20 protein-coding genes are annotated in these 18688 nt (G+C 32.8%); 9 read left to right on the top strand and 11 right to left on the bottom strand.

Features of this window, described 5'->3' with window-relative positions; translation table 11 throughout:
* Positions 1-8: 8 nt before the first annotated feature.
* From BM246_RS03710 to BM246_RS03660, 11 genes are all read right to left on the bottom strand, one after another.
* Positions 9-1700, bottom strand: a complete 1692-nt coding sequence (locus BM246_RS03710) for a patatin-like phospholipase family protein (protein ID WP_074935858.1) — start codon at positions 1698-1700, stop codon at positions 9-11.
* 236 nt (positions 1701-1936) lie between these two features.
* Positions 1937-2236, bottom strand: coding sequence for a hypothetical protein (locus BM246_RS03705; protein WP_074935857.1), 300 nt, complete (start codon positions 2234-2236; stop codon positions 1937-1939).
* A 145-nt stretch (positions 2237-2381) separates the two neighbouring features.
* On the bottom strand, positions 2382-2651 hold the full coding sequence (locus tag BM246_RS03700; protein WP_042495171.1) for a hypothetical protein: 270 nt from the start codon (positions 2649-2651) through the stop codon (positions 2382-2384).
* 125 nt (positions 2652-2776) lie between these two features.
* The gene (locus BM246_RS03695) at positions 2777-3523 is read right to left on the bottom strand and encodes a hypothetical protein (protein ID WP_074935856.1); all 747 of its coding nucleotides are present in this window, start codon (positions 3521-3523) and stop codon (positions 2777-2779) included.
* Between the two features lie 43 nt (positions 3524-3566).
* On the bottom strand, positions 3567-4295 hold the full coding sequence (locus BM246_RS03690) for a LytR/AlgR family response regulator transcription factor (protein ID WP_227805344.1): 729 nt from the start codon (positions 4293-4295) through the stop codon (positions 3567-3569).
* Between the two features lie 4 nt (positions 4296-4299).
* Positions 4300-5337, bottom strand: coding sequence for a sensor histidine kinase (locus BM246_RS03685; protein WP_074935855.1), 1038 nt, complete (start codon positions 5335-5337; stop codon positions 4300-4302).
* 48 nt (positions 5338-5385) lie between these two features.
* Positions 5386-6345 (bottom strand): YHYH protein, encoded by a 960-nt coding sequence (locus tag BM246_RS03680; RefSeq protein WP_074935854.1) that lies wholly within the window; start codon positions 6343-6345, stop codon positions 5386-5388.
* Positions 6346-6379: 34 nt separating this feature from the next.
* Entirely contained in the window at positions 6380-7600 is a 1221-nt protein-coding gene (locus BM246_RS03675; RefSeq protein ID WP_042495177.1) for an ABC transporter permease, read from the bottom strand.
* A 2-nt stretch (positions 7601-7602) separates the two neighbouring features.
* On the bottom strand, positions 7603-8346 hold the full coding sequence (locus BM246_RS03670; RefSeq protein ID WP_074935853.1) for an ABC transporter ATP-binding protein: 744 nt from the start codon (positions 8344-8346) through the stop codon (positions 7603-7605).
* A gap of 6 nt (positions 8347-8352) precedes the next feature.
* On the bottom strand, positions 8353-9558 hold the full coding sequence (locus tag BM246_RS03665; protein ID WP_074935852.1) for an efflux RND transporter periplasmic adaptor subunit: 1206 nt from the start codon (positions 9556-9558) through the stop codon (positions 8353-8355).
* An 11-nt stretch (positions 9559-9569) separates the two neighbouring features.
* Positions 9570-10901 (bottom strand): TolC family protein, encoded by a 1332-nt coding sequence (locus BM246_RS03660; protein ID WP_074935851.1) that lies wholly within the window; start codon positions 10899-10901, stop codon positions 9570-9572.
* 372 nt (positions 10902-11273) lie between these two features.
* On the opposite strand from BM246_RS03660, the gene BM246_RS03655 reads away from it, so the two are divergent.
* The 9 genes from BM246_RS03655 (at position 11274) to BM246_RS03615 (ending at position 18674) form a co-directional block, all read left to right on the top strand.
* Entirely contained in the window at positions 11274-12608 is a 1335-nt protein-coding gene (locus BM246_RS03655; RefSeq protein WP_074935850.1) for a cytochrome ubiquinol oxidase subunit I, read from the top strand.
* Positions 12609-12610: 2 nt separating this feature from the next.
* Entirely contained in the window at positions 12611-13687 is a 1077-nt protein-coding gene (gene cydB / locus BM246_RS03650; protein WP_074935849.1) for a cytochrome d ubiquinol oxidase subunit II, read from the top strand.
* A 21-nt stretch (positions 13688-13708) separates the two neighbouring features.
* Positions 13709-14242, top strand: coding sequence for a DUF6933 domain-containing protein (locus tag BM246_RS03645; RefSeq protein WP_074935848.1), 534 nt, complete (start codon positions 13709-13711; stop codon positions 14240-14242).
* Positions 14243-14336: 94 nt separating this feature from the next.
* Positions 14337-15236 carry a DMT family transporter gene (locus BM246_RS03640; protein ID WP_042495188.1) on the top strand — a complete coding sequence of 300 codons (900 nt, stop codon included), beginning with the start codon at positions 14337-14339 and terminating at the stop codon, positions 15234-15236.
* A gap of 157 nt (positions 15237-15393) precedes the next feature.
* Positions 15394-15759, top strand: a complete 366-nt coding sequence (locus BM246_RS03635; RefSeq protein ID WP_042495191.1) for a DoxX family protein — start codon at positions 15394-15396, stop codon at positions 15757-15759.
* 3 nt (positions 15760-15762) lie between these two features.
* Positions 15763-16347 (top strand): TetR/AcrR family transcriptional regulator, encoded by a 585-nt coding sequence (locus BM246_RS03630; protein WP_074935847.1) that lies wholly within the window; start codon positions 15763-15765, stop codon positions 16345-16347.
* A 1-nt stretch (position 16348) separates the two neighbouring features.
* The gene (locus BM246_RS03625; protein ID WP_074935846.1) at positions 16349-17011 is read left to right on the top strand and encodes an NAD(P)H-binding protein; all 663 of its coding nucleotides are present in this window, start codon (positions 16349-16351) and stop codon (positions 17009-17011) included.
* 20 nt (positions 17012-17031) lie between these two features.
* Positions 17032-17664, top strand: coding sequence for a nitroreductase family protein (locus tag BM246_RS03620; protein WP_074935845.1), 633 nt, complete (start codon positions 17032-17034; stop codon positions 17662-17664).
* An 11-nt stretch (positions 17665-17675) separates the two neighbouring features.
* Positions 17676-18674: an NADP-dependent oxidoreductase gene (locus tag BM246_RS03615; RefSeq protein WP_074935844.1), complete on the top strand. Its 999-nt coding sequence runs from the start codon at positions 17676-17678 to the stop codon at positions 18672-18674.
* Positions 18675-18688 lie beyond the last annotated feature (14 nt).

Genomic DNA, 18688 nt, shown 5'->3' with positions numbered 1-18688 from the left:
ATAATGCTTTAATCACACAACTCCTCCACCAACCAAAGTGGTTTTTTATTAAATGATACCCAGTCGGCTTTTAAAGCATCATACAACTTATCTATTTCAGTAAAATCGGCTATGTTGCTATCAGGATCTGCTCTAAGTTCTAAAATATATTCCATGAGTTCGTAGCACACAGTAAATTGCCCACAAGCAATTAATGTTTGCATTCTGTTTTTCACAATATCTTTTTTATCCCACCATAATGTAGTTGGCGTTTCAGAAGCTGTTAGGCAAACACTTTCTAAGTTTTTACTTGGTGCTTTTATACCTTTATTATAAGCTGGCGTTTTCATGTATGGCGATTTTTTACCACTCAATTTATAAACCGTTGCTGTAATACGTTTGTTTTTTAATTCGTTTTTAGAATAGAATAAATCGTAATTAACGCGACGCATTTGTTTTAAAAACACATCGTTTATCATGGTCATAGCAGATGTTACGCGGTTAGATAGCATCACTTGTATTAAGCTAATGTCCAGTTTTTCAAAGGTTAGAATATCATCAAGCAAAGCTTCGGGAATATTTTTATTAAATAGATGTTTCAACCTAGAAAGTACAGCTATTTTTACTGATGATGCTACAAGGCCAAAAATAGTTAAAAGCAACCCCATACCCAAAAGTGCACTTCCTAAAATATAACAACCCACATAATCTGTTGGCCCAAAAATCTTCATATTATTCAAAAGTAAAATTGCTAAACCAACCAATAGAATAGTCCAATAAATAGGTTTAATGGAAAAATATTGCAATACCTTATTTATAACTCGTTTGGCGGTCGATTTCTTTTCAATTTTAGTAGCATCTTGTTTCCAAGGTTTCATTTTAAAGCTACCTACATCGTTCACGATAATTAAGTCTAGTTTGTCTTTCATTCTATCGTTAATAAGCATCATACTACCAATACCTTGGTTGTCGGCTATACCACCATCCATAATACCTACACCTTCGATAAATGTATCTAAACCTTTTAAGTTTTTATATGAAGAACTGCTGTGATCTTTAAAATAATCGTCAGGGAACACTAACGGCTCAAACCCAACAGGAAAGCATGATGACGAGGCAATAACATCTCCTAATTCAATCTCATTTCGTAAAGCGTTAATTTCTTTTTGATTGTTTCTGTAAAGCGGGTTATTTCCAAAATACCCACGGTTTTGAAAACGATAAGTTAATCCAAACGAAAAATCGGTAGCATTGAAACATACTTGTTCTAGTTGTTTTATTTTGCTTTTTTCAAACTTACCAAATGCGCCTTCAAAAACAGGCATTTCTGAATATGTTAGAGCAAAAGCATTTATTAGCGATCTGTTTTTATACGGATTAGCTTTCCAAACTGTATCATTTTCTAACTTAGCAATAGCGCTTTCTAATAACACATCGTTTTCTGGTGTAAACGTATTGTAAAACTGCTTAAAAAAAGCTTTAAAATTATAATTAGGCATTTGTACTGCTTTAGCATAACCAACACCTGTAAGCGTGCCTCCACTCACTGTGCTTAGCGCTTTAACCGATTTTAATAAAGATTTATTTTTATAAGAAACATGATCGAGATAAGCCAACACACCTAAAGCAAAAAAAGTAGCACGATAACCGCCGCCACTAAAGCAAAGCCCTATGTTTTCAAAAGGAGTGAATTCTGATTTTTTATCTAATTCTTGTGCCATGATCTGTTTTGTGTCTTTCCGCTTTAAAGATAGTTATAGATTTAAAACTATTTGTAAGTAAAATCACTTGATTGTGTTTTATTTCTGAATTATCTAAATTTTACGCTTATAAATTCTTTCATGTTTAATAATATAAAAGCAAAAACCTCTCAGAAAAATTGAATAATATCAATAGTTATGAAAGGTTTACTATTCTATATTGCAAAAGCAAAATAGATAATTTTATAATGTGCGTTTTATTTTAAAAGCGCTAATAATCCTGTTAATTCCGATAGGTCTAAACTAGAATCGTTATCGACATCTAATGTGTTAAAGTTCTCTGAAACAGAGCCGATTGCTTCTGTAGAGCTAATGGCTTCATCTTTATTGGCATCCAATAAGGTAAACAAGCTAGATATTTGTTGCACTGTAGAGTTTGAACTTAAAGAACTTAATAAAGTTGCTGCACTAGCAATGCTAGATGTATCCATATTTTTTACACTGTTACAACTTGTTAAACTTGCAACAACGGCTAGCGATAGTATTACTTTTTTCATAATAGGTTTTAATTTATTTTGAACAAATATATTACTACACACGGCTTTTGAGAAAAGGAATATACCAACACCGCATTTTCATCTTTTAAACAAGTAGATTTTTAGACGAAATAGTTTTAGCTACTAATTTCGTTTTCTTTATCACTTATCTAAAAACACTAGCCGTTCCTTCACAAGTCCAATTCGTGTCATTTTCATCTTCATCGTAAGAAATAAATGAATTAGTACCTGTAAAATTACCATCAATTTCAGAATATAGATAGTTGCCTGTAAATTTACGTTTGCTACCAGAAGGTAATGTGTATATGGTTTCGATAATTAATGCATCACCATTCAACTCATAATAAGAACTTGTTAAGTAACCAGGGTCTGTAAACTCTATAGTTTGATCTGCTAAAAATTTAAATTCAAACAAAGAAAATTCCCAATAAAGAGAATAGTATATTTAAAACAACTGATTATCTATTTGTTAGAAATAAAAAAAAAAACATGCTCCTGATCAACTTATCAGAACATAGAAATGATAGACTTTAGAAGAAATTATTCTAGTTCCTCTTTTAACTTGGTGATTAATATTTTAGTTTTACCACGTAGCATTTTAGCATTGTTGAGCTGTATTTGCGTTTGTAATAAGCGATCTATTATACTGTTTTGATACTCTTTATTATTGAGCAGAGTAATATAATCTGATTTGCTACCAAATTCTTTAATATGCCGATAATTTGCATTTTCTTTAGGGAGCAAATCAATAAGAGAAATGTGCTTTTCTAAAACAGGTTTTAACCTATCGCTAATTATCGCTTTAATTTTATCGTCTTGATCCTTAAATCCGTTTATTTTACTTGGGTAAACAGCTATTAAATCTTTAAGATCGTCACTTTCAATAATCTCAAATTTAGTAGTATTTACAATAGAATTTACAGAGTTGTCAAGCAAACTAACATCTTTGTGCTGTATATTAATTATGGTATCTTTTGCGCCTTGAGTTATTTCATTTGGAGCTTTGCCAACATATTTTAAGGTGTTTTCTAAATAAATTATTGTTTTAGGATACTCGTCTATTAAACCTTTTAGTAGATGTAAATTAGTGTTTAACTCCTCATTTAAGTTCTGGTAAATTTTCTGTTCTACAATATTATTTTTTCTAATATCATTAAGATCGTTTATTTTCCAAGCAATTGAAATACCAATTACAATTAGTATAATTTCGCCAATAGCATATACCAAATAAGATTTGAACTTACCGAAGGCTATTAGGTTTCTTCTTAATTTACGGAATAGTTTCATGGATGATTATTTGGAAATATATAGGTGAAATTTGCCCTATAAATTATAAAGAATTACTATTTACGAATTCTAAAAAAGCAGACTTATATTGCTCAGAAACCGTTATGCGCTGGTTGTTAATAATAATTTGACTACGCTCAATAACTTCAATGTTTTTTAAAGACACAATAAAAGAACGGTGCACGCGTAAAAATTGAGATTCTGGTAATTCTTCTTGCAAAGATTTTAAGCTCATTAAGGTTAAAATAGGCTTCGGATTATCCTTTAACCAAATTTTAATGTAATCCTTTAACCCTTCAAAATATAGGACATCCGAAAGCTTAATTCGTAATTGTTTGTATTCCGATTTTACAAAAAGAAATTCTTTTACTTCGGAAACTTCGTTTTGCGGTGTTCCTTTTAACAACGAGAAATAATGATTTGCTTTATTTGCTGCAGCTAAAAATTCAGCATAATCAAAAGGTTTCAATAAATAATCCAAAGCCTCCACTTTAAAACCTTCCAAAGCATATTGATCGAATGCAGTTGTAAAAACCACACGTGTCTCTTTTGGTAACATTTTTGAAAATTCAATACCTGTTAAATCTGGCATTTGTATATCTAAAAACAATAAATCTACAGGTTGCTCTTTTATAAACTCCATAGCTTCAATAGCACTACTACATTTTTGTTTTAGTTCTAAAAAAGGCGTTTTTTGCACATAAGTTTCAACTAAATTAAGTGCCATAGGCTCATCGTCTACAATAACACAAGTGATTTTTATATTGCTCATACGTTTAGTTGGTTTTAATTTCTAAGGTAACCAAAAAGCGATCATCTTTTAAAATAGTTTTAAAATTGAATTTATCTGAATACAATAACTCTAAACGCTTCTCTAAATTCTGAAGCCCTATACCAGAGCCACTTTTATCGTCTGTTTTCTTCGGGAAATTATGGTTTTCAACAGAAAATAAAACGGTATTATTATCACAAGTCATGCTAATATCAATAGTACTTGGTTTAGTCGCCGAAACACCATGTTTAAAGGCATTTTCGATCAATGAAATAAATAACAAAGGTGCAATTTGTATACCTGTTTCTTTAACAGGAAAGCTATAGCTAACACTTGTTTTATCCGATACTCTTAACTTCATTAAATCGATATACTTTTTAAGAAAATCTATTTCTTTACTAAGCGGAACCACTTCTAAGTTAGTTTCATACAACATATAACGCATCAACTTGCTCAAACTGTGTATGGAAGACTTTGCTTGATCGGGAGAAATATCAACTAAAGAATAAATGTTATTCAACGAATTAAAAAAGAAATGTGGTTGCAATTGATAATGCAAATGCTGTAACTCCGACTTTAATTTGAAATTAGCAGCTTCCTTGCGTTCGGCTTCAGTTTTAACCCAACGTCTAGTAGATTTTAGTGCTACTGAAAAGAACAAAGGTGCTAAATACGATAACAATTGTATGTAAATAGCCATTTTAAAAGGAGGTTCGGTTCTCTCGGTATTTGCGAGACGCTTTTTTAAAATATCCTGAAAATAATTATCTTCTATGTATTCTTTTAAAAATAAAAAGAATGCTATAATTAGGATATTTAGCAGAATAAACTCCACTGTTTTTTTGGGGAACAAGTAACGATCTACTAAAACAAAAAAGTTTAAGTAAAATATAATGGCAGAAAAAAATAAAGGAATCCAAAAATGGGCAATTACCCTATTCATTTCTTGTTCCTCACCAGATGATAGCAAATAAGGCAAACAAAATAATGTTAACCAAACTAGCACATGTGATATTACCGTTATTGTTTTGTTCTTATACATTAACTCTTTCTTTACTTTTATTATTCTACTTTTTACTGAAACAAATTGTTACTCCTGAACATGAACGCTACCAGGAACACCATGTAAACATTTTATAATTTCGTTACCTCCGGGTTCTCCTGCATGATAATGATAACCACGTGTTTCATCTACATGACCGCCACAATCATCTAAATCTGTTGGCTGATTCTTGTTTTCATCTAAAAGCGCATAAATACCAAATCCATCAATTGCGTAACCTATCATTGACGAATGCACATCTGCTTGTTTAACTTCTTTTGTAGATCCAGTTGCTGCATGATAATGATAACCTCCATGAGGGTTTACATGACCACCATGGTCATCTAAGGGAGCAATAGTATGCGCTGCTAATATTGCATGTGTTGGTGCTGGCGGATCAAAGTTAACACCATTAAAAGCAACCCCAAGACCACCTCTTCCTAATCGTTGCTCTCTATCTGTATATACTGGAGTAACAGGAATAGTAAAGGTTGTTATTTGATCTTTATAATATTTAGGGAGGCATTCTACACAGTAATTCTGGTAGGCTTCTTCTACATCAGGTTTGGCTGCGCCTTCGCATTCTTCTTGTGTTGCTGTATATTTTACGCTACCATCTTCTCTAAAGACTTTCCATTGATCATCTTCATAAAAATCAGCTAGCTCCGCAATAAAATGGCCATCCACATCATACACGTTTCCATCTTTAAACCAAATACCACCTTTTTCTTTAGCATCATCGATATGTCTTGGACACCATGGCCCCATTTGATGTTCCGATGGTCTTGAGTTGGTTTTAAACACATAACACAACGTTGGTGTTCCGTTTAAGTCCACTGTTTTCTGAGTAATTTCACCTATAATATTATCTGCAATAAAATAATCTGGATTTACAGAAACTACTTTAACTCCATCTATTTGCTCTGCTTTTTTATTGGTTTTACAGGAAGCCAACACAGCAATAGATGCTAAAAGTAAGAAAGGTTTTAAACGTTTATTGGTTTTCATCTTTATCAGTTTTATTTATTAGAATTCCGAGTCTTTATTCATAACGCAAAGCAGTGATTGGGTCTAAAGCCGATGCTTTTCTAGCTGGATACCATCCGAAAAAGATACCTGTTACAGCACAAACGGCAAAAGAAATCACAATAGAATACATAGCCACGCTTGTAGGCCAATTTAAGAATTTTTCTATGAACACCGTTGCTCCAAGTCCTAATAATACACCTAGAACTCCACCTGTAATACTTATTAAAATAGCTTCTATTAAAAATTGCATTAAAATATCAGAGCCCTTTCCTCCTACAGCCATACGCAAACCTATCTCTTTGGTACGCTCTTTTACGGAAACATACATAATATTCATAATCCCAATTCCTCCAATTAATAATGAGATACTTGCCACTGCAACCAATAGGATAGTTAGCATTTCACTAGTAGAACTAAAGGTGGAAATTAGTTCTTCCATAGAACGTACGTGAAAATCATCATCTTCACTATCTGCCAATTTATGTTGCTCGCGTAAAATACTAGAGAGCTCTATTACCGCATTTGGCGCTTCTTCTTCACTAATCGCAGATGCCATAATCTGATTTAAATGATCGATTGCTAAAATACGTTTTTGTACAGTGGTGTAAGGCGCAATAACCACATCGTCTTGATCTTGCCCAAAGGTGTTTTCTCCTTTTTCTTCCAGAACACCAATCACTTTAAACGGAATATTATTAAAACGAATCATTTGTCCTACTGGTTCTTGACCATCAGGAAAGATATTATCTACTACAGTTTGCCCAATTAAGGCGACTTTAGCAGCGGTTTGTACTTCTGCATCTGTAAACATACTTCCGCTTTGTAAATCGACTACTTTAATGCTTAAATATTCTGGATTTACTCCGTAAATTGAAGATGGCCAGTTGTTAGAACCATTAATAACTTGCCCCTTTCCTTCTACTACAGGTGTACTGTAACTAAGTAAATTGGATTGTGCTTTTATTGCTTTATAATCACTTAAAGTAAGCGATTCCATAACACTAGCTTCTTGTCTCACGCCTCCTCTTGTGTCGGCTCCTGCTTTTATAGTAATCATATTGGAACCCATAGCAGAAATAGTAGTACGAATACTTTCTTTTGAACCTTCTCCAATGGCTAACATAGCGATTACAGATGCCACACCAATAATAATTCCAAGCATGGTTAACAAGGTTCTTGTTTTGTTAAGGATGATGGCTTTTGTAGCGATTTTAAATAAATTTAATAGTCTCATAATTAATCGTCTTGTTTAGGTAATTTGGCCAATTCATTTGCTGCAGATTGAATGTTTTCATTCTTATAATCTTTCATAACCGCACCATCTTTTAATACAATAGTTCTACTACTGAACGTAGCAATATCCGGCTCGTGCGTAACAAATGTGATGGTAATACCTTGTTTGTTTAACTCTTGAAATAAGGACATGATTTCGTAAGATGTACGTGTATCTAGGTTCCCTGTTGCTTCATCAGCTAAAATCATTACTGGATTATTAACTAACGATCTTGCAATAGCCACACGTTGTTGTTGTCCTCCGGAAAGTTGTGCTGGTGTATGATGTAAACGTTCGCCTAATCCTACTTTCTCTAAAGCTTCAATAGCACGTTTTCTGCGTTCTTCTGTAGATACTTTACTGTTGTATAACAGTGGTAATTCTACGTTTTCAACAGCCGATGTTCTTGCTAATAAATTATAAGATTGAAAAATGAAACCTATTTTTTCATTTCGAATAGTTGCCAATTCATTTCTAGATAAGTCTTTTACTCTTACACCATCAATTTCATAAGTTCCTGAAGTTGGTTGATCTAAACATCCCAAAATGTTTAACATCGTACTTTTTCCAGAACCACTTGATCCCATTATAGTGACAAATTCTCCTTCTTTAATATCAAACGAAATACCTCTTAATGCATGAACCGTTTCGGTTCCCATGGTAAACTCTCGTTTTAAATCTTCTATTTTTATGATTGCTTTACTCATGATTATCTATTTTTTTCTGTTACCTCCTGGTTTTTGTGGCATAAATGGACTTTCGTTTTTAGCGGAAACACTAGCCTCCGATTTTGAAACCCCTTTTAAACTATACACAAGTTTTTCTCCTTCAGAAACTCCATTTAACACTTGTACATTTACACCATCGCTTGCACCAAGCGTTACTGCTTTAGGAGTAATTTCTCCGTTGTTTCCTAATACCCAAAGTGTCGTTCCTTCTTTAGTTCTTTCAGTGTTATTAGTTTCTAATTGGTGTTGTAAATTATAGCTTGCAAAGACTTCTTTTTCTGGTTTAAAGTTGATGGCTTTAGCTTCCGCAGTTAATACATCATTTAATTCTAATGTGTAAATTGAAATAGTTGCTGTTAATCCTGGCTTTAGTTTTAAATCTGGGTTATCTGCTTTAATTACAACTGTATACGTTACTACATTTGAAGTAACAGTTGGGTCTAATCTTACTTGTGTGACTTCACCTTCAAAGGTTTCTCCTAAGTAAGCATCCACTGTAAAAGTGACGCGTTGCCCTTCTTTTACTTGTCCTATATCTGCCTCATCCACATCTGCCTCTACTTGCATTTCTTTTAAATCTTGTGCAATAGTAAATAGCGTTGGTGTGCTTAAACTTGCTGCTACCGTTTGCCCTTCGTCAATCGCTCTAGATAAAACCACACCATCGATAGGCGAATAAATATTAGCATAACCTAAATTAGTTCTGGCTTGTTGTAAATCTGAATAACGTTGCGTCACCGTTCCTTTTGCTGTTTGATAGTTGAAAGTAGCATCATCAAAATCAGATTTGCTTATCACTTGATTATCAAATAACGTTTTCTGTCTGTCGTAAATCGTTTGCGTGTAGTTTCTTTGGCTAACCGCATTATCATACGCTGCTTGTGCTTGCGTTTTTGCTGCGTTTAAATTAGTTTTATCCAATTCAGCAATCAACTGTCCTTCCGTAACCACACTGTTATAATCCACATATATTTTTTCAACTACACCAGAGACTTGTGTACCAACCTCAACTTGTGTAATTGGTTCCATTGTACCTGTTGCAGTAACCATGGTAGTGACGTTTGCTTTTTTTACTGCTATTGTTTTAGCTTCAATGATAATAGCGTCGTCAGCTTTTATAAATGAATATCCTACAATAGCGAGTACTACAATGACAATGCTACTTATTATAATGTTTTTTTTATTTTTCATGATCCTTTAGATTAAAGTTTGATATCGTTTCCTTGATAAAATTGTAATAATTGGTGATATAAAATATTTAGGTATTTTGCTTGCAAATAGTTTTGCTGTGCATTAGTGTACGTGTTTTGGCTAATTACTAAATCGGTTGTGCTTAAATCGCCTAATTCATATTTCTTCTGAGCTAGTTTGTAACTTTGTTCTGATGCTTCTTTGGAAGCTTCCGCAGCTATAATCTGTTCTTGTGCAGATAATGCGTTTTGGTAAGCCGTTTCTACTTTCTTGTAAAGAATTTTTTCAGTAATTTGTTTCTGAATTTCAGCCTTTTCAATATTTATGGTAGCCGATTGTACTGCTGATTTTGTTGCGTTTCTATTAAAAATAGGAATGGTTAATGATAAGCCTAACTTCTGATTAAAGTTAACATCAAACTGATCGGAAAATGTATTATCGTTTATACTTGTATAACCAGAACCTACACTTCCGGAAAGTGATAATGTTGGCGAATATCCTCCTTTAGCAATATCGAGTTCTTTCTCTTTTGCTGCTACATTTAACTTACTAGCTTCTATTTCTGGCAAGTAATTTAAGGCGTTGTTATATATGGAAATTCTATCTAATTCTAAGTTTATTAGATTCATATTTTCGTCAATAGACTCAATTTCTAAATCGTCCATTGGTGTTAGCTCTAATAGTTGTTTCAAATCAATAATATACTGTTGATAATTGTTCTTAGCTGCAATTAAATTGTATTGATTAGTAGCTACTTGACTCTGTGATTCTGTATAATCACTTAAAGCAATAGTTCCTGCATCTAAACGTGCTTTTGCTCGCAATACTTCTGTTTTAGAGGCTTCTAAATTAGATTCGGCAATAGCAATATCTTCTTTACTGAAAAGTGCTTGCAAGTAGTTTTCTAAAAGGCTAATAACAATGCTGTTTTTTGCTTCTTCTTCTAAAAAAATACTTTGTTCTAAAAGAATTTTATTCTGCTTAATTTGATTACTTATTTGGTTGCCTTTAAACAGCGTTACAGAACTATTTATACCCACATTAGTACTGTGTATTTGATCGGTAACATAACTACTTGTAATAGGGTCAATAGTATTTCCGTTAGAAAAACTTTGAGACGCACTACCAAATAAGTCTGGTAATCTAGACGATTTTGCTTTACTATAATCTACTTCGGCAAGATTTGTATTTAAAGAAGCATCTTTTACGCTAATATTATGTGCTATAGCATAATTGATACAATCTTCTAAAGACCACACATTCGAGCTAACATCTTTAGGTGTTTCTTGCCCTATTGAAATCTGTGCAAATAGAAAGCTTGCGATAATAATATATAATTTCATTTGTTAAGGTGTTTTTGTTTTACACTTCAAAAATGAAACTAAATACATCCTTATAAAATAGTAATAGAAGTTTGATGGAATTGACTATACCAAAACCCCTATTCTATCGACGAGATTTTTATAACTATTGCAGATAATTGAAATATAGATAAAAGCCTTTGAACTTTTGATAAAACTTGATTTAAGGGCTTTATTTAACGGATATTATACCAAGGAAACAATCCGTAATCGTTAACTTTGTTTGTAGTAAATTTAATTGATGAATTAACGATTTTATATTTTTTACTGAAACTTTTATCTGTAACAAAAGTTACCGTGCTTTATATTAAAATCGAATAATTTCGTCGGCAACACATACAAATTATTGCTTTTATGGAAGACATGCTTTTTTATGATAGAATGCAGTTTGCTTTTACCATTACCTTTCACTACTTATTTCCGCAATTAACTATGGGCTTATCGCTTATAGTGGTTTACTTTAAAGGGAAATATCTTTATTCAGAAATTGAAAAATATAACGACGCTGCCAAGTTTTGGATGAAAATTTTCGCGCTAAACTTTGCTATGGGTGTGGTTACCGGAATCCCGATGGAGTTTCAATTTGGAACGAATTGGGCGAAATTCTCGGAGCTTACCGGTGGTATTATTGGCCAAACTCTGGCTATGGAAGGCATGTTTTCGTTCTTTTTAGAATCTTCGTTTTTAGGACTTTTTATTTTTGGTGAAAAGCTTCTAGGGCATAAACTCCATTTTGTTACTGGGTTTTTAGTCTTTTTAGGTTCTTGGGCCAGCGGCTATTTAATTATTGCTACGCATTCCTGGATGCAACATCCCGTGGGTTATGAAATTTTGGAAAACGGCCGATTTGTTCTAAACAACTTCAGTGCCCTATTTTCAAATCCATGGTTATTACCATCCTATTTCCATAATCAATTAGCATCGGTAATTACGGCATCGTTTGTTGTGGCTGCCATTGGCGCATTCTATATTCTGAATAATAAACACAGCGAATTCGGAAAACTCTTTGTAAAAACTGGAGTTGGTTTCGGTTTAGTATCTAGTATTTTAGTGGCATTCCCAACAGGAGATTTAGTAGCTAAAAACGTTGTAAAACACCAACCGGTAACCTTTGCAGCTATGGAAGGAATTTTTGAAACCGAAGAAGGCGGATCGGAAATTGTTTTAATTGGACAACCTAATATGCTCGAGCAAAAACTAGATAATAAAATAGCCGTTCCAAATATTCTAAGCTTTTTAACCTATCAAGACTGGAATGCGGAGATTAAAGGTTTAAATGAATTTGATAAAAGCACACACCCAACAAACATACCTGGGCTTTATTATGCTTATCATATTATGGTTGGTTTAGGTACTATTTTTATAGGGTTAATGTTATTGGCGGCCGTACAGCTTTTCAGAAAAAAACTATATACTACAAAATGGATTCTGTGGGCACTTATGTTTATGCTTCCTTTTCCATATATCGCCAATACAACAGGTTGGTATACTGCAGAATTAGGCCGACAACCCTGGTTAGTGTATAACTTGCTGCGCACCGCAGATGGTGCATCACCAACCGTGTCGGCAGGAAATACGTTATTTACACTACTTGGTTTTATTGGTTTGTATTTGCTTTTAGGTTTGCTGTTTTTAATGCTAGCCGGAAAAATAATTAACAAAGGTCCACAACTTAACAACACACATTAATTATGGAATTATTTTGGTATATCGTTTTAATGACCATGTTGGCTGTTTATGTCATTTTGGATGGCTACGACTTTGGAGCAGGAATTATTCATTTGTTTTTTGCTAAAACAGAAAAAGATAAAAAAGCAATAACTAACGCTATAGGTCCTTTTTGGGATGCCAACGAGGTTTGGCTTATCGCCTCTGGTGGGATCTTGTTTTTTGCATTTCCAACGTTGTACGCCTCATCGTTTAGTGGCTTTTATTTACCCTTAATTATGATTTTATGGTTACTAATTTTTAGAGCTATTGGTTTAGAGTTACGCGGACAAATACACAACCGCATATGGGAAGCCATTTGGGATAAAGCTTTTGGAATATCTAGTTTGCTTTTAGCCTTGTTTTTTGGTGTTGCATTAGGTAATGTTGTTCGTGGTGTTAATTTAGGTAATGTTGTAAATGGTGTATCTACGCACGAAGCGCATTTTTTCTTTTTACCACTTTGGAACCCAACATTTAGTCCACATGCAGAAGCCTTAGGTGTTATCGATTGGTTTACACTTTTACTAGGTGTTATTGGTGTGATATCTTTAGCAATCCATGGTGCAAATTGGATTATTTTTAAAACCAATTCCGATTTAAACACCAAGCTTAGAAAGGTGATTTTCAACTTAAATATTGTACTATTAGTTTTAGTAATTATCTCAATTTTAATCTGGCATTTAATAGAACCAAAACCATTTCACAACTTTTTTAAATACCCTTGGTTATGGTTATTCCCTATTATAACATTAACAGGGTTATTGGGTTTGTTCAAAATTAAATCATTTAAGAAAGATGGCTATGGCTTTATATTTTCATCTTTATTTTTATTTGGAGGTTTAACCACAACCGTATCGTCAATTTTCCCTAAAGTATTGCCTTCAACAAATGATATTAATCCAGATTTAACGCTTTATAACGTAGCAGCAGATGAGTATGGTTTATCTGTTGGTGTATATTGGTTTGCTATCGCTATTGTGTTAGTGGCTGTATATATGTTTATTCAATATAAAGTCTTTAGAGGAAAAATGGACGATGTTGGTTATGGAGAACATTAAATTTTAAAATATTTATAGATTATGTCAACCCCAATATATACATCTATTAAATTAGAAAAATTAATTAAAGAACTAATTAAAACAGAACCGATAAAAAACTTAGGTTTGTTAGGAAAATGGAATGCTACTATTTTTCATGTTAATAGAAAAAAGTGTTGGCTTGTGGCTAATGCAAAAACACAATACTCTATAATTTTAACAGATATAAAAGCGAAGGATTTAAAAAATATTTCAGACATTTTTAAGAACGCATTTTATACGCAGTTAATCTATGATGGTATTATTATAGATTTTGAAATAGTAAATTCACTTATTGGTGAAATAACCTTTTTTAGGACTGATAATGATAGAAAAACTACAGGCTTTCAAAACGATAGGCTTTCGCATTTAGAGTATTGGAAAGATGAATTTAATAGCTTAGAAGCTATGCCCATTAAAGATTTAACAAGCCGTATGAATAATATACCTATCCATATTGGAGAAAGTAAAAAAATGGCAGATTTCACTTATGCTAAAAGCGAAATGGAACAATGTATTGAATCTATACAATTATAAATTACTCCTTATTTTAAGTTTGTATTGCAATTAATAACGCCAAGATATCTTATATTTTTTATTGTAGAATTAGAGATTAAATTATCTTCGCGCGATGTGGATGTATTTAGGGCTTTTAGCCGCGTTATTTTTAGGATTACACAACTTATGTAAAAAGCATGCCGTTCAAGGCAATGAAGTGTTTCCGGTGCTTTTAGGTACGGTAGGTTCAAGTTTTATTTTTCTTTTGCCATTTTTCATTGGTTCAATTTATTATCCTGAATTCACTAAAGGGCTCGGCTTTTTTATAGAACCTATTCCGTGGCAAACACATGGGTTTATTTTTATAAAATCGGCTATTATGGCAAGCTCATGGGTTTTAGCATATCAAGCTCTAAAACATTTACCAATAACCATTGTTACTCCTATTCGGTCTGCAGGTCCGTTTTTCACGTTTATAGGCGCTATTCTTATTTATGATGAAAAACCTAACGGATTACAATGGGTAGGCTTTTTTCTTATTATATTTTCGGTTATGCTCTATTCCAAAATTGGAAAAAAAGAAGGTATTAACTTTAAACGAAACAAATGGATTTTTGCCATTATAGCAGCTACGTTTTTAGGAGCCTCTAGTGGATTGTACGATAAATTTTTAATACAAAGTTTATTTCTAGATCCACAAACCTTATTATTTTGGTTTAGCTTTTATGTTATTTTAATCCTTTTAGTGATACTATCGATAACTTGGTTTCCTTTTGCAGACAAAAGAAAAGCCTTTAAATGGAGATGGACTATACCGGCTGTTGGAATTCTTTTAACATCGGCAGATTATTTCTATTTTAAAGCACTGCAAGATCCTGAAGCTTTAATTATGCTACTTTCCGCTATTAAGCGAAGTCAGATTATAATTGCCGTGGTTGTTGGTGGTTTAATATTCAAAGAACAGAATAAACGCAAGAAATTAGTACCACTTGTTGGCATTATGCTAGGTGTTTTTCTTATTCTGTATTCATAGTATAAATATATTTCATATTTCTAAACATCTTATAACAATAGTTTTAGCGGTAAAATAACGTCACTCATCTTAATTTTCAACTATTGAATATAAACTTTTGTTAAAAAAAGAATGAACGTTCATTTTTTACATATATTTGTACTCACAAAACATAGAGATGAAACTTTTTTGGAACATTTTAAGAGTATTACTTGCCATATTTATGATATATGCAGGTGCTCAACATTTTGTTAATGTTGACTTTTTCAAAGCCTTTGTTCCAGATTTTCTGGTGTACAAAGCATTTATTATTTACGCATCGGGAGTTATAGAAGTAATGCTAGGTATATTATTACTTATACCACAATACAAACGCACAGCGGCTAGCGGTATTTTTGTATTAATGATATGTTTTTTACCAATACATGTTTGGGATGTGTTTTCTGCAAACCCTGCAATTGGTAGTCATGAAGCCGCATTAATTAGATTGCCATTGCAACTTGTATTAATTGCGTTGGCTTATAAATTTACAAAAAATCAATAAATTATGGCTAAGCTACAGAAAAGTATAGATAAACGTAATGCATTGGTAAAAGCAACCATAGAGTTGGTAAACAACGATGGTTTCCATGCAACACCTATGAGTAAAATAGCTAAAATGGCCAATGTTTCGCCTGCAACTATTTACTTATACTTTGAAAATAAACAAGATTTAGTAAATCAGACTTATATAGATGTAAAAGCGGAATACACAAAGTATGCTTTTGAAACTTATGATGAAAACATGAGTGTTGAAGCTGGCTTTGAATTAATATGGAAACGTATTGCCGATTTTAAACTAAAGGAATGTGAACACGCTATGTTTTTAGCACAGTGTGATAATTCGCCTATGATTGATGAAGCAAGTCGCCAACAAGGTATAAAACACTTGCAACCCCTACTCGATTTGTGGAAACGTGGTAAAAAGGAAGGCGTTATAAAACCATTATCAGATTATCTTTTATATGCTTATGCCATTAACCCATTATCGTTTTTAATGATGATACAAAAGCGTGGCGTGTTTCAATTAGATAAAGACCTTTTAGAAGAAGCTTATCAATCTGCCTGGAGCAGTATAAAAGTTTGTAAATAATATGAAAAAAACAGCTATTATACTTGGCGCAACCGGTTTAACAGGGAATATTATTCTTCATAAATTAATTGAAGATGATAGATATAAAACCATCAAACTGTTTTCTCGTTCTAAAATAGAAGGATTACCTGATAAGGTAGAACAATTTATAGGAGATCTATTAAACCTAGAAGATTTTAAACCCGATTTCAAAGCAGACGAAGTCTATTGTTGCATTGGTACAACTACCAAGAAAACACCAAATAAAGAACTCTATAAAAAAATAGATTATGGTATTCCGGTAACGGCAGCAAAGCTTTCAAAAGAAAACAACATACCTACGTTTTTAGTGATATCAGCTATGGGTGCTAATGAAAGCAGTAATGTGTTTTACAATAAAACAAAAGGCCAAATGGAGCACGATGTTTTAAAACGAAATATAAAAAACACTTTTGTGTTAAGACCATCTTTAATTGGTGGCGAAAGAAAAGAACATAGACTATTAGAAAAAATTGGACTGGCTGTTTTCCAAGTCATTGAACCCTTATTTATAGGGAAGTTAAAACAGTATAAAATTATAGATGCCGAAACCATTGCAACAGCGATGATAAAATTAGCAAATAACAGAAGTAATGCCGAAGTGATTATAACTTCAAACGATATAAAACAAATTTCAAAACAATAACTAAAAAATAAATTTAAGATATGGAATTATTAGATAAATTAAACTGGAGATACGCTGCAAAAGCGATGAATGGCGAGAAAATAGCTGAAGATAAAGTAGAACGTATTTTAGAAGCAGCTCGTTTAGCACCAACATCTAGCGGTTTACAACCTTTTGAAATTTTTGTAGTAAAAAACCAAGATGTTAAAGAGAAAATTAAGCCTGTAGCTTGGAATCAATCTGTTGTAACAGACTGCTCTCACCTACTTGTTTTTGCTGCTTGGGACACATATACTCCTGAAAGAATTAACTATATGTTCGATTTAACCAATGATATTCGTGGTTTTAAAAACGAAGGTTGGGAAGATTACCGTAAAATGCTTTTAAACTCTTACCCTCTAAAAGATGCGGAAGAAAACTTTAATCATGCCGCAAAACAAGCCTACATAGCTTTCGCAGAAGCGCTTACTGCTGCTGCTTTCGAAGGTGTAGACACTACCCCAATGGAAGGTTTTGATGCCGATGCTGTAGATCAAATTTTAGGTTTACGTGAAAAAGGTTTACGTAGTGCCGTTTTATTACCAATGGGTTATAGAAAAGATGATGCAGATTGGTTAGTAAATCTTGTAAAGGTTAGAAAACCTATGGAAGACTTAGTGACTGTAATTGAATAAAAAAAAGAAAAATGACAAAGACAATTTTATTAAACAATAGACCAAAAGGAAAACCGACAGTTTCAAATTTTGAATTTGTTAGTGACCATACTGAATTAAAAGTTGGCGAAGGAGAAATCTTGTTAGAAGCTGCTTATGTATCTGTTGATCCTTATTTAAGAGGACGTATGAGCGATGCAAAATCGTATGTACCTCCTTTTGAACTTAATAAACCCGTACAATCTGGAGTGGTTGCAAAAGTAGTTGCCTCTAAAAACAAAAACTTTGCTGAAGGTGATTATGTTTCTGGATTGTTAAGTTGGAAAACACAACAAATTTCTACAGGTGAAGGCCTTTTAAAAGTTGATGGCGATAAAGCACCATTAAGTACTTATTTAGGTGTTTTAGGAATGACGGGCTTAACGGCTTATTTAGGGTTAAACGAAATAGGAAAACCTAAAGCAGGAGAAACTATTGTGGTTTCTGGTGCTGCTGGAGCTGTAGGCTCTGTAGTTGGGCAAATAGCAAAAATACTAGGACTTCACGTTATAGGAATTGCTGGAACCGACGAGAAAATCGAGATGCTTAAAAGTAAATTTGGTTTCGATGCTGGTATTAATTATAATACAAGTAAAGATATTAATGCAGACATTAAAGCTTTAGCGCCAAATGGTGTCGATATTTATTTTGATAATGTTGGTGGGCCTATTTCGGATGCTGTTTTATTCAACATCAATCGTTTTGCACGTATGATTATATGTGGTGCTATTTCGGTTTATAATGAAACAGAATTACCAAAAAGCGTTAGTGTACAACCATTTTTAGTTAAAAATAGTGCCTTAATGCAAGGCTTTATTGTTTCTAATTATGCTGAAAAATTCCCAGAAGCTATGAAACATTTATCAGGATGGTTAGCAGAAGGTAAATTAACTTACACTGAAACTATTGTTGATGGTTTCGATAATATTCCTAATGCTTTTATCGATTTATTCGAAGGTAAAAACAAAGGAAAAATGATAGTGAAAATTTAAAAAATTAAAGAGAA

Origin of the sequence: Algibacter lectus, assembly GCF_900112395.1 — a bacterium.
In the GTDB taxonomy this organism is placed as follows: Bacteria; Bacteroidota; Bacteroidia; order Flavobacteriales; family Flavobacteriaceae; genus Algibacter; species Algibacter lectus.
This window is presented reverse-complemented; position numbering and strand designations above follow the sequence as displayed.